At 68.6% G+C, this 15,682-nt stretch carries 11 protein-coding genes; 7 read left to right on the top strand and 4 right to left on the bottom strand.

The features are described 5' to 3' along the window. Window positions 1–1,189 precede the first annotated feature (1,189 nt). A complete protein-coding gene (locus tag ACFZCY_RS41600; protein ID WP_391186018.1) occupies window positions 1,190–3,850 on the bottom strand; it encodes a family 78 glycoside hydrolase catalytic domain in 2,661 nt (886 codons plus the stop codon). Between the two features lie 42 nt (window positions 3,851–3,892). Then, window positions 3,893–4,948 carry a substrate-binding domain-containing protein gene (locus ACFZCY_RS41595; protein WP_391186015.1) on the bottom strand — a complete coding sequence of 352 codons (1,056 nt, stop codon included), beginning with the start codon at window positions 4,946–4,948 and terminating at the stop codon, window positions 3,893–3,895. Between the two features lie 357 nt (window positions 4,949–5,305). Here ACFZCY_RS41595 and ACFZCY_RS41590 point away from each other — a divergent pair, with 357 nt between their 5' ends. From ACFZCY_RS41590 to ACFZCY_RS41560, 7 genes are all read left to right on the top strand, one after another. Then, window positions 5,306–6,637 (top strand): extracellular solute-binding protein, encoded by a 1,332-nt coding sequence (locus ACFZCY_RS41590; protein WP_391186012.1) that lies wholly within the window; start codon window positions 5,306–5,308, stop codon window positions 6,635–6,637. After that, a complete protein-coding gene (locus tag ACFZCY_RS41585) occupies window positions 6,637–7,542 on the top strand; it encodes an ABC transporter permease subunit (RefSeq protein ID WP_391186009.1) in 906 nt (301 codons plus the stop codon). Before ACFZCY_RS41590 ends, ACFZCY_RS41585 begins: the two co-directional genes overlap by 1 nt. A gap of 98 nt (window positions 7,543–7,640) precedes the next feature. Continuing rightward, a complete protein-coding gene (locus tag ACFZCY_RS41580; protein ID WP_391186006.1) occupies window positions 7,641–8,441 on the top strand; it encodes an ABC transporter permease subunit in 801 nt (266 codons plus the stop codon). 64 nt (window positions 8,442–8,505) lie between these two features. Continuing rightward, complete coding sequence (locus ACFZCY_RS41575; protein WP_391186004.1) at window positions 8,506–10,371, top strand: hypothetical protein; 1,866 nt, start codon at window positions 8,506–8,508, stop codon at window positions 10,369–10,371. 69 nt (window positions 10,372–10,440) lie between these two features. Further along, complete coding sequence (locus ACFZCY_RS41570) at window positions 10,441–12,561, top strand: beta-galactosidase (protein ID WP_391186001.1); 2,121 nt, start codon at window positions 10,441–10,443, stop codon at window positions 12,559–12,561. Between the two features lie 59 nt (window positions 12,562–12,620). After that, a complete protein-coding gene (locus tag ACFZCY_RS41565; protein ID WP_391185998.1) occupies window positions 12,621–14,042 on the top strand; it encodes a cellulase family glycosylhydrolase in 1,422 nt (473 codons plus the stop codon). A 213-nt stretch (window positions 14,043–14,255) separates the two neighbouring features. Next, window positions 14,256–14,576: a helix-turn-helix domain-containing protein gene (locus ACFZCY_RS41560; RefSeq protein ID WP_391186025.1), complete on the top strand. Its 321-nt coding sequence runs from the start codon at window positions 14,256–14,258 to the stop codon at window positions 14,574–14,576. 206 nt (window positions 14,577–14,782) lie between these two features. On the opposite strand, the gene ACFZCY_RS41555 is transcribed toward ACFZCY_RS41560, so the two are convergent. Both ACFZCY_RS41555 and ACFZCY_RS41550 read right to left on the bottom strand, forming a co-directional pair. Beyond that, complete coding sequence (locus tag ACFZCY_RS41555) at window positions 14,783–15,373, bottom strand: hypothetical protein (RefSeq protein ID WP_391185996.1); 591 nt, start codon at window positions 15,371–15,373, stop codon at window positions 14,783–14,785. Further along, window positions 15,304–15,681: a hypothetical protein gene (locus ACFZCY_RS41550; RefSeq protein ID WP_391185993.1), complete on the bottom strand. Its 378-nt coding sequence runs from the start codon at window positions 15,679–15,681 to the stop codon at window positions 15,304–15,306. The genes ACFZCY_RS41555 and ACFZCY_RS41550 overlap by 70 nt, the downstream gene beginning before the upstream one ends. Between the last annotated feature and the right edge of the window lies 1 nt (window position 15,682).

The raw sequence follows: 15,682 nt of genomic DNA, 5'->3' as shown, positions 1-15,682 counted from the left end.
GCATCAGCGTGCTGTTCGCCATGCTCCGCGACGGCACCTTCTACGAACCCCGAACCCCACGCCTCGCTTGACGAAAGACATAGAGGCACCCCCCCGCATCACCCTGCACGACCTGCGACACCTCGCCGCCACCCTGTCCATCACCGCGGGCACCCCGCTCACCATCGTCTCAAAACCCTGCGGCACTCCACCCTCTCCACCACCGCGAACCTCTACAGCCACCTCACCCCGCATGCCGCCCACGACGCCGTAGACGCCATCGACACCGCACTCGCCCAAGCCGATCCGGCTGCCGGTAGTCATCCGCACTGGCCAGACTGGCTGCGACCACACCGCGACCACCCGAACAGGCCCCGGACACGCCTCACACTGCCCTACTTCACCGCCCCGACCGCCAGTTCACCCAGCGCCCCCTTGACCCCCATCCCCTGCGCCCACATCCGGAGCACACAGCTGCACCCGCCAGCCCCTGAAGGTGAGCCGCTCCAGCTCCGCACCGACCCTCTGCCCCCTCCAAGTCCTTCCGCCAGTCCTACGCCTCGGACCGCCGCCCCAACAGCATCGCCACTAAGCGATCCACATTCCCCGGGGCGATCTTGTTGAGCGTCGCACTCACATCCATGCCTGGCCGATTCGCCGTGAGATCGTCCTCTGGGCGCAGGCTCAAACTCTCCGCCACACGCGCTGGAAGCTCACCAGATAGAAACACGCTTCTCACCAGGCTGGACGTAATTTTCGGCATCCGCAATGCTGGCTCCTGCGGATCGTGAAGGGACACGGAACAAAGAGTGGTTGGGCTGGCACAACCTGCTGGTGAGGTCGTTTCAGCCTTGCAGTGCCGCCCGGACGAGGCGCTGGATGGCCATGGCGTCATGCGCGGACTGAGCGCCGCGCAGCTCGGCCAGGGCAGGCAGGCTGCCTTGTCCTCCAGGGCCCCGCAGAGTACGACGGATTCACGGACGGTGCCCCCGAGTCCTCCTGGTAGGAGAAGAGGTCCAGCTTCAAAGGCTCGTCCCAGCGGATCTACCGGACGATGTGCAGCAGCTCAAGAGTCTCCACGAAGTGAGGTGCACCGGCGGTCAGATCGTTGCCCCATTCCCGGTCGTTGTCGTCTCGGTACTTCGACACCAGCCAGATCTCTCACGGCGCTCGCGATCCTGGACGAGATCGAGTACCCCTGGCACTCGCGTCAGTTCGTGACCGTCGAAGACTGGAACCGCCCCGGGCCCACTGTCAGTTCCTTCCCGTCAGGGAGGACGACAGTGGCTGTGCAGGTAGGCGGCACGTCGACGGTGATGTACAGCGCGTCGCCCTCGGCGTGCCACTCGACCGCGATGCTGCCGCGGGGGCTGTCGAACGTGCCGCGCGCCCAGTCGACCGAGGCATGGGGTACGGGCGCGACGACGAACCGTTCCCAGGCCACCGAGTTCTCTGCCTGCCGCAGTCCGAGGGTGTAGGTGTGCAGGAAGCGGATGACGGCGCCCTTGCTGTAGTGGTTGAGCGAGTCGTGGGCGACGCCGTTCTCGTCGACGCCGTCCCAGTCCTCCCAGATCGTGGTGGCGCCGCGATCGAGCATGCCGAGCCAGGAGGGCGAGGTGCGCTGGAGCAGCACTCGGTAGGCGAGGTCGGTGTGGCCAGTGTCGGCCAGGACGGGCAGCAGGTCGGCGGTGGAGAGGAACCCTGTGCCCAGGTGCGTTCCGGCCCCGCGGATCAGTTCGACAAGGCGCGCGGCGACGGCGTCGCGCAGTTTCTCGGGCGCCAGGCCGTAGGCGAGGGCGCGGACGTAACTCGCCTGAGTGTCGACGGTGGTGCGGCCGGTGTCGTCGAGGAACTCCGTCCGCCACGCCTCCTTGATCCGCTCGGCCAGCCGGGTGTAGCGGGCGGCCTCGGCCTCGCGGCCCAGCACACGGGCGATCCTGGCGAGGGTGGCGGTCGAGCGGTACAGGAACGCGGTGCCGACCTCGCCCTTGTCGGACTTCATCCAGGCGTCGGGGTCGCCCTGTGCCGGTTCGAGGAGCGAGCCGTCCTCGGCGCGAGATTTCGGCTCGGACCACTCGCCCCAGTGGAAGGAGCCGTCCCAGATGAACTCCTCGTGCGGCAGGGGCTCGGCCGAGCGGGCCACCCGGGAGGGGTGGCGGGCGGTGCGGGCGGTGGCCAGCGACCACTCGACCCAGCGGACCATCGCATCCCAGTTCTCGGCGAGCTCCCGGCGGTCTCCGTAGGTCTTGTACAGCTCCCAGGGCACCAGCACGATGGCGTCGCCCCAGCCGGCGGAGCCCGTCATCATGTCGAGGCGCCGATCGCCGCGGAGCTTGATGCGCCGTCCGTCCGGGGAGAAGTTGGCGATGCGTCCGTCGTCGAGCTGGTCGTCGCGGACCGAGCGAAGCCACTTGCGGCTGAACCCGGACACGTCGTAGAGGCGCGCGGCGCTGGGGAGGAAGACCTGATAGTCGCCGGTCCAGCCGATGCGCTCGCGGGTGGGGCAGTCGGTGGGTACGTCGACGGCGTTGCCGCGGAAGCTCCAGCGCGCGACCTCGTGCAGATGGTTGAGGTCCTGGTGGGAACAGGTGAAGGTGCCGGTCGGCCGCAGGTCGGTGTGGACGACGCGCATGGTGAGGTTCGATGCGTCCAGCGGGGTCTCGCCGCGCTCCAGGCGGACGTAGCGGAATCCGTGCACGGTGTGGCGGGGTTCGAAGATTTCGCCGGCGGCGCCGGAGGAGATGGTCTCGTCGTGCTGGACGAAGACGGTCACCGGGTCGCCCGGGCGCTGAATGTCGAGGTGGGAGGTGGTCAGATCGCCGGTGGCGGGGTCGAGGTGTTCGCCGTAGTCGATCACGGTGTGGGTGCCGGCCGGGCCGAGGTCGGTGAGGGCGATCCAGCCGGAGGCGTTCTGGCCGAAGTCGGCGATCCAGGCGCCGCCCGGCAGCCGGGTGAGCGAGACGGCGGGGCGGTCCTCGATCCGTCGCACGGGCGGGGCCGGGGACCAGTCGATCGGGGGCGCAGTGACGGCGTCGACGAGGACGGGCCGCTCGGGGCCACTGGCCGCGAGGAAGTCGGTGATCTGGCCGTCCATCAGGGCGGCCCGGGTGATGATGCTGGGGGCCGAGGTCCAGTGCTCGTCGGTGCGTATGACCTGACGCGTGCCGTCGGCGAGTTCGAGATGCAGCTCCAGTCGGGCGGCGAGGAGTTCGCCCCAGCCGGCCGGTTTACGGAAGGCGCCGACCTGACCGCGGTACCAGCCGTCGGACAGCACGATCTCGACGGTGTTGGTGCCGGGGCGGACGGACGGGGTGACGTCGGCGGCCTGGGCGTACAGGGTACGGTCGTACGATGTCGAGCCCGGCGCGAGTTCGACGGTACCCGCACGCTCGCCGTTGACGAACGCCTCGTACACGCCGAGGGCCGTCGAGTACAGGCGGGCGCGGACCGTCCCGGTGGTGGTGAAGGTGGCGCGCAGGACGTGCGCGGGGCGGGTGCCGGGGGTCAGGCGCGTGTCCTGCGGATCGTCTGCGGGGGTGATCCAGTGCGCCGTCCAGTCTTCGTCGAGCAGCCCGGCTTCGAAGTCGTGCCAGGTGCTCCACTGGGAGATCTGCGCCTCGATACGGGACCGGACGCGCCAGCGGACGCGCTCGCCGCTGTGCAGCGGCGGGGCCGGCCAGTCGACGTACAGGTGGCCGTGGCCGGGGGTCGTCAGCGGTGGCCGGCCCTCGACGTGGATCTGCAGTTCGTGGGCGGCGTGGGCCGGCATGTCGGTGGGGGGCTTCCACGACAGGCGGGGGTGGCTGCCGGAGACAGGGAAGAGGTCGCCGCCGAAGTCGATCGTGAGGTCGTACGGAGCCGGCGTGGCCATCGGTGCCATCGCCTCCATTTCCAGGATGGGGGGCCGATCGGTTCAGAGCGTGGCGTCGCTCGGGACCGGCTCGGGGCCGTCGCGGTGGGTCGCGGAGGGGACCGCCCGAGTCGAGGCACGGACCACCAGGCGGGTGGCCAGCTCGACGTGGTGGGAGTCGATGTCCTCCGCAGCCGCCAGACGAAGGGCAGTACGCAGAGCCACGGTCCCCATCTCCGGGACGGGACCGTGGATGGTGGTCAGCGGGGGCGAGACCACCTCGGCCAGCGGGGTGTTGTCGAAGCCGACGACACTCAGATCATCCGGCACGCGCAGACCGCGCAGCCTAGCGGCGTTGATGACCCCGGCGGCCAGTTCGTCGGAGGCGGCGAACACCGCGGTGGGCGCGGGGTCCACAGTCAGCAGCCGCCCGCCGTACTCGACGCCCTCGGCGGCATGGAAGGTGCCGGCATGGCGGATCAGGTCGCCCGGCACCGGCGCGCCGGCCGCCTCCATGGCGCTGCGGAACCCGTGCAGCCGGGCCTGGTTGGACCAGGCATGCTCCGTGCCGCCGAGGTAGGCGATCCGTCGGTGGCCGAGGGACAGCAGATGAGTGGCGGCGGCGTGGCCGCCGGCGAAGTTGGTCGCGCCGACGCTGACGACCGAGCCGTCGGGCAGTGACTCTGGGTCGAGCAGCACCACCGGCAGCCGGACCCGGTTCAGGGCTTCGAGGAGCGGGGGCGACAAGGTGTTCGCTGTGACCGTGATGACCGCGCGCCGGCCGGCGGCGGCAAGACCGCGGGCCCAGGCGGCGGGATCGGCCGCCGGATCGTGATCGCCGCGCCTGCTGACCACCACCGCGACACCCTCACGGGCCCCGGCGTCCACCACGCTCTGGATGATCTCGGTGTGGTAGATGCTGAGCCGCTCGAACCCGAAGAACAGCTCCACGGTGGGGTGCGCGCGCAGATCGTCGCGGTTCCCGCCGTAGTTGTACTGGCGCATCAGGTCCAGCACCAGGTCGCGGGTCTGCTGGGCCACGTCGGGACGCCCGTTGATGACCTTGGACACGGTGGCCACCGAGACGCCGGCGTGCTCGGCGATCTGCGCCAATGTCACGCGACTGGAAGCGGATGCCATAACTCCCCCTTTGACGAGCGTGCCGGACAGAGTACTTCTTCGCGGGAGCACAGTAGCACCGAAATATTTTTCGGTGACCTATCGAGTCAACTCACGGAAAAACACTGCCGAAATACGCGACGCTCAGAGGGTTGACGACGGTCATAGGCCTACCTAACGTTCACCGTCAGCAGTTCGTGGAGAAATCAGTTTCGCTCACTTACGCCATACATTTTCGGTGCGCCGCCTAGGACGTCGTCGAGTCCCGGCCGCCCTCCCACGCCACCTCGGCCTGCTTCCCTCCGGCCCCCGGCGCTCCCGACAGCATCGTCACCGACCCATGGAGGAGGACTCGCGATGACGCGAGACCACACCGCGGAGGCGGCTTCGCCGGCCGCCGCCACATTCCTGTCCCGGCGCGGCTTCCTCGGCGCCGTCGGCGGCGGACTGGCCGCCACCACGCTGGCCGCCTGCGGGTCGGACGGGAGCAGCTCGTCAGGCGGCTCCGAGATCGTCTTCATGAACCAGTCCCGAGGCCAGGCGGCGGCCCTCACTCAGCTGGCGAAGAAGTACACACAGCAGACCGGCGTCAAGATCAGAATCGACGACGTCGGACCCGCCGACTTCCTGACCAAGCTCCAGTCGAGCTCCCAGGCCCGCAACATGCCGGACATCTACTCGGCGGTCGACGCCCAGTCCATGGCGCCCTTCTACAAGGCCGGTTGGGCCATGGATCTGACCAGCCGGATGAAGTCCGGCTGGGACGACACCTTCCTGTCGGCCGCGCTCAAGACCTCGACGTTCGCGGCGGACAATCCGCACGGCGTGAAGCCGGGCATGTACAGCGCCCACTGGGAGATTCCGGCCATGGGGATCTTCGTCAACGCCGCGAAGTACAAGGCCGCGGGGCTGGACCCGGACCGGTCGCCCGCCACCATGAGCGAGTTCATCGATCAGCTGGTGAAGATCAAGAAGTCCGGCTCGGACCCCTTCTGGTTCGCAGCCAGCCTCTCCAACCAGCTGATCCAGTCGTACGCCTCCAACTACATGACCGACGAGCAGCTCAACGCCACCTTCATCGGCAAATCCAGCTGGAAGAGCGACGGCTGGCGCAAGAGTCTGCAGATCCTGGTCGAGCTGCGGGACGCCGGTGTGATCTCCACGGACGCGCTTCCGTCCGGCAACAGCGACAACCCGAACGTGGAGAAGGCCTTCTTCAACACCCAGGGCGTGGCGGCCATCTTCGACGGCACCTCGGCCGTCGGTGTGGCCCGCGTGACCGCCCCGGACTTCACCGACTTCCGCTCCTTCCCGCTGCCCAAGGCCGATGACGGCACGCAGACGCCACGCATGGTGGGCGGTGCCGCCAAGGGCGCCTCGGTCAATCCCCGGAGCAGACACGCCGCCAAGGCACTTAAGTTCCTCCAGTGGCTCACCGAGCCGGGCCAGCAGCAGGTCTTCGCCGAGAAGGTCCCGCTCATCCCCTCCGCGCGCGCCGTGTCCGAGAAGCACATCCCCCAGCAGCTGGCCGGTATCGCCGCGAAAACCTCCGACATCCAGCTCGTCCCGAACCAGATGCGATTGCAGGTCACCACCGCCCTGCAGAAGGGCGCTCAGGCCATCGTGCTCAAGGAGCGCACGGTCGATGAGGTCCTCGGCGATCTCGACGCGGCGCAGCGGAGCGCATAGTGAGGCGCCGCAGTCGGGTGCTGGCCGCCTATGTCTTCCTGGCGCCCGCGCTGGTCATGATCGGCATGTTCACGCTGGTCCCTTTCGTCCAGGGCATTCTGCTGAGCTTCCAGTCCTGGGACGGGGTGAGCCTGGACACGCCGTTCGTCGGGCTCGCCAACTACCGCCAGGTGATGCACGACAGCGAGTTCTGGGGCTCGATGAAGAACGCCGCCGTCTTCGGCGTCGTCGGTCTGATCGTCGCCAACGCGGTGTCGATGGTCATGGCGCTGGCCGTGCACCGCGCCCGCCGCGGGAGGGCGTTCTTCCGCACCGTCTACTACCTGCCCGGGGTTTTCTCCACGGTGGTGGTGGGCGTGATGTTCTCGTGGTTCCTCGACCCGAAGATCGGGATCATCAATCAGGCGCTGAAGACACTCGGCCTCGACGGCCTTCAGCACAACTGGCTGGGTGATCCCAACACGGCCCTGATCGCGGTTGCCGTCGTGTTCGTCTGGTATCACTGGGGCTTCGGCTTCATCCTCTTCCTCGCCGGCCGGCAGGACGTGCCCCACGAGCTGTACGAGGCCGCGTCGCTGGACGGGGCACAGGGCTGGGCCCAGTTCCGCCACGTCACCTGGCCCGGGATGTCCCACGTCACGGGCATCGTCAGCGTGCTGACCTTGCTGAGCGGCCTCCAGATTTTCGGCACCGTCCAAGTACTGACCAACGGCGGTCCCGCCGGTCATACCGAGGTCCCCACACTGAACATCTACCAACAGGCCTTCCAGTTCAACGAGTACGGCCGCGCCGCCGCGATGTCCGTCATCTTCGGGGTGTGCCTGGTCGTCCTCGCCTGTGTCCAGCTGTGGGTCTCCCGCAGGCTCGGCGGAAGCACCGACACCCGGACGGAGAAGGCACGTTGACGGTAAATGCGCTTCTTGACCCGGCGCGGGAATCCAAGGCGACGACGCGGCCGACGCCGAGCACACCACGCCGTGGCAGCCGCCTGCGCGGACCCCGCATGGCCCTGTATGCCCTGCTGATCGCGGGGGCGCTGGAAGCGCTGGTGCCGGTGCTGTGGGTGCTGAGCGGATCCCTGCAAAGCTCCGAGCAGCTGTACAAGGGGACCGACTTCATTCCCCACCCCTTCGAGTGGGGCAACTTCGCCACAGCGTGGAGCGAGGGCGGCTTCAGTGAGTACCTGCCCAACAGCCTCCTCTACACCTCGGCCGCGGTGCTCGGAATCCTGATCATCGCGAGCCTGGCCGGGTACGCACTGGCGCGCATCGAGTTCCCCGGACGAGGTGCCGTCGTGGCCGCCATCCTCGTCATCATGATCATCCCGCTGCCGGCCTCGTTCATCGCCCAGTACAAGCTGCTGATCACACTCGGGCTCGCCAACACCCGGATCGGCTACATCCTCGTGCTCATCGCCGGCGGACTACCGATCTCCATCCTGATCATGCGCGGGTTCTTCGCCGGCCAGCCCAAGGAGCTGGAGGAGGCCGCCGCCATCGATGGTGCCTCCCTGCTCGGCACCTTCTGGCGGATCATCCTGCCGCTGGCCCGGCCGGGTCTGGTCGCGGTGGCCGTCATCCAGGCGATGCAGGTCTGGAACGAGTACCTCATGGGCCTGGTGCTGTTCAACGACAGCTCGCTGATGCCGGTGCAGCGCGGGCTCACCAACTTCGTCTCCGCGGAGTCCCCGCAACAGCAGATCCTGCTCGCCGCCTCGCTCATCGCGGTGCTGCCGATCGTCGTCTTCTACGCGATCGCGCAGCGGCACATCATCAGCGGGCTTTCGGCGGGAGCGCTCAAATGACCAGGCAACGACCAGTGAGGAAGCTGCAATGATCATGCGAGTTCGCAGGATGCGTTCCACCCTCGTGAGAGCCACCACGGCCGCAGCGGCGTTGATGCTCGCCGCCACCCTGTCCACCACCCAGGTCCAGGCGGCCGCCCGGACGTCCACGGCCGCAGACGGGGCACCCGCGCATCAACCGCAGGTCGACATCAAGGAACTGCCGGTGCCGCCGACCGTCCCGCCGGACGGAGTGTGCGCCCACCCCACCGGCTGCGTCTCGGCCGACTGGGGCGGCATCGGAACACCCGGCCCCGCCAAGGACCCGAAGTACGTGTTCCTGGGAATCACCTACGCCGGAGCACCGGAGACCGGCCCCGCGAGCATCTACAGCGGCCCACAGGTGTTGGTGCTCCGCACCGACGGCACCACCTTCCCGAACGGCGAGGCATGGAAGTGCCTCACCTGCGGGGTGTCGTTCGGATCCGACATCGAAACCAGCCAGTTCGTCTACCCGCCCGCGAACGAGCTGCCCGACCGCAAGCGCGTTTTGGTGGGCAACGGCATCCTGGAATGCGGCACCGACGGCGCCGACTACGCGGTCACCGACCCACGCTGCACCCCAGCCCGCACCCGCATCACCCCCATCTACTGGAACGACAAGCCGCTGTTCACCCCCGGCGAGGACGGCATCAACAACGGCCGCGAGTGGCGGCTGAGCCCCGACGGGGAGCACATGGTGTGGAACATCGTCGACTTCAAGGCCCTCACAGTCGTCCCGTACGTCGGCCGGCTCGCCTACGACCAGCAGAACCGGCGCTACCACCTCACCAACGTCTCGATCCTGGGGAACCTTTCGCCCGCCCACCAGCCGCTGATCGTCGAGGATGGGAACCAACTGCGGCTCCACCACGCCGGCATGGTCGGCGAACCGCGCGGCTTCACCAGCGACGGGCGGGCCACCCTCGGTATCCAGAGCCTGAACTCCGACAGCATGGACGCCTGGGCCACCGACCTGGCCACCGGCAGCTCCCGGCCGCTGACCCGGCAGGCCCACTACACCGACCCCATGGCGATGTCCCCCGACGGCAAGTGGCTGCTCTCCGAAGAGGTCAACGGCTCCGGACGCCTCGACTTCATCTCCGGGATGCCGGGCATCCCACCGCTCACCGCCCAGCTGTCCACCGCCCCGTACGTCTCAGGGATCCGCAACAACGGCAACCGCCGCTACTTCTCCCCCTGGCTCGTCGACCCCAAGACCGGCCGTGGCTTCCAGATCAACGCCGGATCCGACCGGAACTGGAACGCCGCCGCCGACCCGGCGTGGCTCGCCGACAGCACGGCCGTCGTCTACACCGAGAACCTGGCCTGCGGCGCCAACCCGACACCACACCGCTGCGCCGACTCGAGGGAACCCGGAGCCCGCAACAGCCGGCTGATGATCGCCCGCTTCCCGGGCCTCAAGCCCAGTACGCCCGTTGCTCCCGCACCGGTCTCCGACAAGACCTGGGGCGTCCCGTACACGCCGGGCGAAAACCCGCCGCACGCTTCACCGGTGCCGACCGGCACGTACACCCTGCGCGGCAAAGAGAGCGGCTCGGCCACCGTACGGATCACCAACAACAGCGCCGGTACCCAGACCCTCAGCATCGGCGTCGGCTACAACAACTACAGCGACGACGGCACGAACATCATCAACGGCACCGAAAAGGTCGAGCGCGTCTCCAACACCTCGCTCGGCTGCACGCCGGGTACCGCTTCGGCCCTCGCCTGCACCACCTGGACCGAGGACCTGACGCTGTCCGGCCGGCACACCGGCACCAAGCGCACCGGCCCAGAAGGCTTCACCCTCGGCCCGTCCGTAATGCTCAGGAACGACTTCCAGGCCGTCGGCACGCTCACCACGACCATCGACGGGACCACCTACACCCAGCCGGCCAACGGCAGCTGATCCGAGGGGGCGGCAGATCCTCCCCACCGCCGCTCCCTCCACCAACTCTGCTGCAAGGAGACCCACTTCATGGCGGACCTGCCCGCCCGCGTCCTCTTCGGTGCCGCGTACTACCACGAGTACCGGCCCCCCTACGGCACCGAACAAGCCGAGGAACAACTCAAGACCGACCTCGACCTGATGGCCGAGGCTCACTTCACCGTCATCCGGGTCGGCGAGTCGGTGTGGTCGACCTGGGAGCCGGACAACGGCCGCTTCGACCTCGACTGGCTGCAACCGGTGTTGGACGGAGCACACGAGCGCGGCATCTCCGCCATCCTGGGCACTCCCACGTACGCGGTTCCGCCGTGGCTGGCACGCCAGTACCCCGAGATCGCGGGCGAACGGCGCACCGGCGAGCGCATTCCCTGGGGCGCCCGCCAAGAGGTCGACTACACCCACCCCGCCTTCCTCTTCCACGCCGAGCGGGTGATCCGCCGCATCCTCGACCGCTACGCCCGGCACCCGGCGGTGATCGGTTTCCAGGTGGACAACGAGCCCGGACTGGAGCTCTTCCACAACTACGGCGTCTTCCAGCGCTTCACCGACCACCTGCGTCACAAGTACGGCGACGTGGAGACCCTCAACCGCGAGTGGGGCCTGGTCTACTGGTCGCACCGCCTGGCCACCTGGGCCGACCTGTGGAAGCCGGACGGCAACACCCAGCCGCAGTACGACGTCGCCTGGCGTGAGTTCCAGGCCCGCCAGACCACCGAGTTCATCACCTGGCAGGCCGGTATCGTCCGCGAGTTCGCCCACCCGGGGCAGTTCGTCACCACATGCGTCTCGTATCCCCGCCCGGGGGTGGAGGACCACGAGCTGAACGAGACTCTGGACATCGCCGCGGGCAACCCCTACTACGGCATGCAGGACGCCCTGCTGCACGGCGAGCGCGCCTGGTCGGTCTCCCGGATCGGGGACTGGATGTACGCCTCCCGGCAGGCCCCGTTCCTGGTAACCGAGACCAACGCCGGCACCATCGGCCCGCCCTGGGACAATCGCCCCGCCTACGACGGCCAGTGGCGGCAGGCCGCGTGGGCGCTGGTCGCGCGCGGGGCGCGGATGATCGAGTACTGGCACTGGCACACCCTGCACTTCGGGGCCGAGACCTATGTGGGTGGCATCCTCCCGCACAGCGGCAGGCCCGGCCGCGCCTACCACGAACTCGCCCGTTTGGGAGCCGAGTTCGAGACAGCTGGCCCGTTGGTCGCCGGTCTCGAACCGGACGCGGACCTCACCCTGGTGTACTCGACGCCGAGCAAGTGGCTGATGCAGAAGTACCCGCCGCTGGCCGACCGCCACGGCGGCCCCGACCCTAACGCCTACCACAGGATCTTCGACCCCTTCTACCGCGGCGCCTTCGAGGCGGGCCGCCAGGTCCGCATCGTGCACGCCCGCCAGCTGCACGACCCCAGCGGAGAACGCCCCGGCCTCAGCCCCGAAGAGGCGGTGCGTGACCACCCTGTCCTCGTCGTCCCGGCGCTGTACCTGGCCGCCGACTCGACCCTGGACTGGTTCGCCGCCTACGCACACGCGGGCGGCCATCTGGTCCTCGGCCCGCGCACCGGCTACGCCGACCACGAGGCCCGGGCCCGCCAGGAACCGGCACCCGGGCGCCTCGTCGAGGCCGCCGGGGCGAGCTACGAGGAGTTCAGCAACCTGACGACCGACATCCTGCTGCGCGCGGTGCCCGGCAGCCCGCTTCAGCTGCCGGAACAGGCGACGGCCACCCGCTGGATCGAGGGACTCACCGCCCTGGACGCGGAGGTCCTGGCCGAGTACGCCCACCCGCACTTCGGCCGCTGGCCTGCCGTCACCACGCGCCGCCACGGCGCGGGCCGGGTCACCTGCGTCGGCACGGTTCCGGGCCGCGACCTCGCCCGGGCGCTGGCCGACTGGCTCGCGCCCGTCCCACGCGGTGGCTGGCGGGACCTGCCGCCGTCGGTCACGGCCGCCACCGGCACCTCCCCCGACGGACGCCGCGTCCACGTCGTTCACAACTGGCGCTGGGAGCCCGCGCATGTCACCGCGCCGGTGGCACTGTCGGACGTACTGGACGGCACCGCCGTACCCGCCGGTACAGCGCTGCGCCTGGATGCCTGGGACGTACAGGTCCTCGTCGGCGTCGACGACGAGCACGCCCCGGCCTGAGCGCACGACACCACCGAGTCCCACCCGTCCGTCACCCCGTCACGAAGGATCCGTTCATTTTGGCCACGACACTCTCCCCCGGCCTCTTCCGTCCCACCGCTACTCCCGCGAACCCGCTGCTGAGAGTCTCCGGCACCCGGCTGGAGACGCACGACGGCACCCCGGTCCGGCTCCGGGGCGCCGGCCTCGGCGGCTGGATGAACATGGAGAACTTCATCACCGGCTATCCGGGCAACGAGGCCGCGATGCGCTCCGCCGTGCGGGAGGTGCTCGGCGAACGCCGCTACGAGCTGTTCTTCGACCGGTTCCTGACAGCCTTCTTCGACGAGGCCGACGCCGCACTGCTCGCCGCCAAGGGCGTCAACTGCCTGCGCCTGCCGGTCAACTACCGCCACTTCGAGGACGACGCCCGGCCGTTCGAGATCCGCGAGGAGGGTTTCGCACAGCTCGACCGGGTGGTCGAGCTGTGCGCACGGCACGGCATCTACACGATCATCGACCTGCACTCCCTGCCCGGTTACCAGAACCACCAGTGGCACTCCGACAACCCCACGCACCTGCCGTCCTTCTGGCAGCACCCGCACTTCCAGGACCGCGTGGTGCGCCTGTGGGAGGTCATCTCCGACCGCTACAAGGACAATCCTTGGGTGGCCGGCTATAACCCCATCAACGAACCCGCCGACGACTCCGGCCAGGTCCTGCCCGCCTTCTACGACCGCCTCGCCGGCGCGATCCGCGCGGTCGACCCGCACCACATCCTCTTCCTCGACGGCAACCACTACTCCACCGACTTCGACATCTTCGGCGACCCCATCGACAACGCCGTCTACACCTGCCACGACTACGCACGCGCCGGCTTCGCCCGCAGCAACGGCTACCCGGGTGAAACCGACGGTGCCTGGATCGACAAGGAACAGGTCGAGGAAGCCTTCCTGCGCCGCACCGCGTACATGCGCAAGACCAACACCCCGGTCTGGGTCGGCGAGTTCGGCCCCGTCTACACCGGCGACCCCACACGAGACGAGCAGTGTGCCCAACTGCTCGCCGACCAACTGGAGGTCTACCGGCGGCACGAGGCGAGCTGGTCCATCTGGACCTACAAGGACGTGGGCCTGCAAGGACTCGTCCACATCACCCCGGACAGCGCCTATCAGCGGCACTTCGCCGCGTTCATGATGAAGAAGCACCGCCTGGGTGCGGAAGCCTGGGGTTCCCCGGAAGGCGAGATCCGCGAACTGGCCAAGCCGCTCGAACAACTCATCACCACCGAGTTCCCGGACTTCGTCGCCCAGCCCTTCAGCACCCGCCAGTGGATGGACGTCCTCCTGCGGCACATCCTTCTCGGCCAGCCCCTGGTCCAGGAGTACGCCGGACTCTTCCGCGGCCTCGGCGACGACGACGTTCGCGCCTTGGCCGACTCCTTCGCACTGGAACAGTGCGTACAACGAGACTGGCTCCTGGACTCACTCGCAAGTGGATGACGGACGGCCCGGCGGCACCCTCTGAACACTCCGGCGAGCTCGCCGCGGGGGCCGCACGCCGAGAGGTGGTACTGCATCACCGGACTGAACAGCTCCGGCGCCGTCTGTTGCCGGCCTCTGGCTCCCGCCACAACGGCTGACTGACAGACACACAACCGGACCTGTACCGACCCGGGTGCGGCAACTGCCGACCTTGCGCTTGCCGAAAATGTCATCTGCCCTGGTGGGAGGGGGTGCGCGCGGTGTACCCGGAGGTCAACCGGCGAAGTCGCCACAACAGGCGCTTTCCGTGGCGAGGTGGGCATGGCGCCGGCCCGCTACGTGGAACAGACCCGGCTGGAGGCGGCCAAGCTTCTCCTGGTGACCGGCGACGAAAGCCAGGAGTCCGTCGCACGGCGTGCCGGCTTCGGCTCCCCGGAGACGATGAGACGGATCTTCCGCCGCAACCTCGGAGTCTCACCGGGCAGCTACCGCAGCCGGTTCCGTACCACCGGGATCGCCCCCCGGGAGCCGGAGGCCGACCCGCATGACTGACAGGTCCTTCTTCGCCGGCAAGCATGCTGGTCGGCACTGCCACGGCGGACTCTGCCGGCGACCCACCGACGGCCTGCGCGCGCCAGGCTTCCGCTGAGCGAAAACAGTGAGCACCATGAGTCGGATCAGCCCGCGGAGGAGCGCGTCTGACCTGAGGGCGTCGAGGGCGCTGCGCTCTCGGTGGAGGGACGGCCGCCTCCGGCGCCTCAGGCCGGGTTGCGGCCGATGAAGAACTCGCGGAACGGGTCCATGCTCGGTTCGAGGCCAGCGTCGATGAGGCCCTTGCGCAGGGCGTTCATCTGGGCGTCGTGAATGCGCTGGGTGGGCATGCGGAGGGGGCCGCCGTTGTAGCCCTGGAGCCAGCCCTGGAACTTCCATGCCTGGCGGTTGATGAACGCGCCGCCGTGCAGGGCAGGGGCGAGCCCCGGCTTGATCTTGCGGGCGGGGTGAAGCTGCCAGTAGATCTCGGCGGCGTCGTCGTACTTGCCCTCCCGCAGGGGCTGGAAGGCGCGCGGGATCATCGGGCCGTAGTACTCGTGGTCGCTGGTGGCGGAGAACTGGAGCGGCATGATCTGCGACAGCGGGAGCAGCTCGCCCTCGATGGGCATGGAGATGGCGACCTCGTCACCGAAGTGACGGTGGCACTCGATGACGCTCTGGATGCTGGAGAAGCCGCCCTCGGCCTTGATGGCGACGATGTTGGGGCAGTCGTCCAGCAGACGTCGGATCAGTCGTACGGGGATGTCGGACGGGTGGATGCGCGGGCTGAAGCCCCACAGGTACATCGGGAAGAGCATGACGCCGAGGTTCGTCGCGTCGCAGACGGCCTTGGTGTAGTCGTAGATCTCCTGAGCAGCAGCCGGTCGCCGGCCTCGTCCTTGATGACACGCAGGAAGTCCAGGTATTCGGGGAGCTGGATGGAGACCTCCGAGACGCCGAGGGTGCCCATGAAGCCGTGCTCGATGGCGAGGCGGGTGTCGTGGCGGATCGCCTTCTCGTTGATCGCCCTCAGGTCGGCCGTGAAGGACGGGATCGTGCAATTGACGACGCCGACGAGGTTCTCGCGTGCCCAGTCGCGGGCTTCGTCGCGGGCGTAGCGGGCCATG

This window comes from Streptomyces sp. NPDC007983, from assembly GCF_042958345.1.
GTDB lineage: Bacteria > Actinomycetota > Actinomycetes > Streptomycetales > Streptomycetaceae > Streptomyces.
This window is presented reverse-complemented; position numbering and strand designations above follow the sequence as displayed.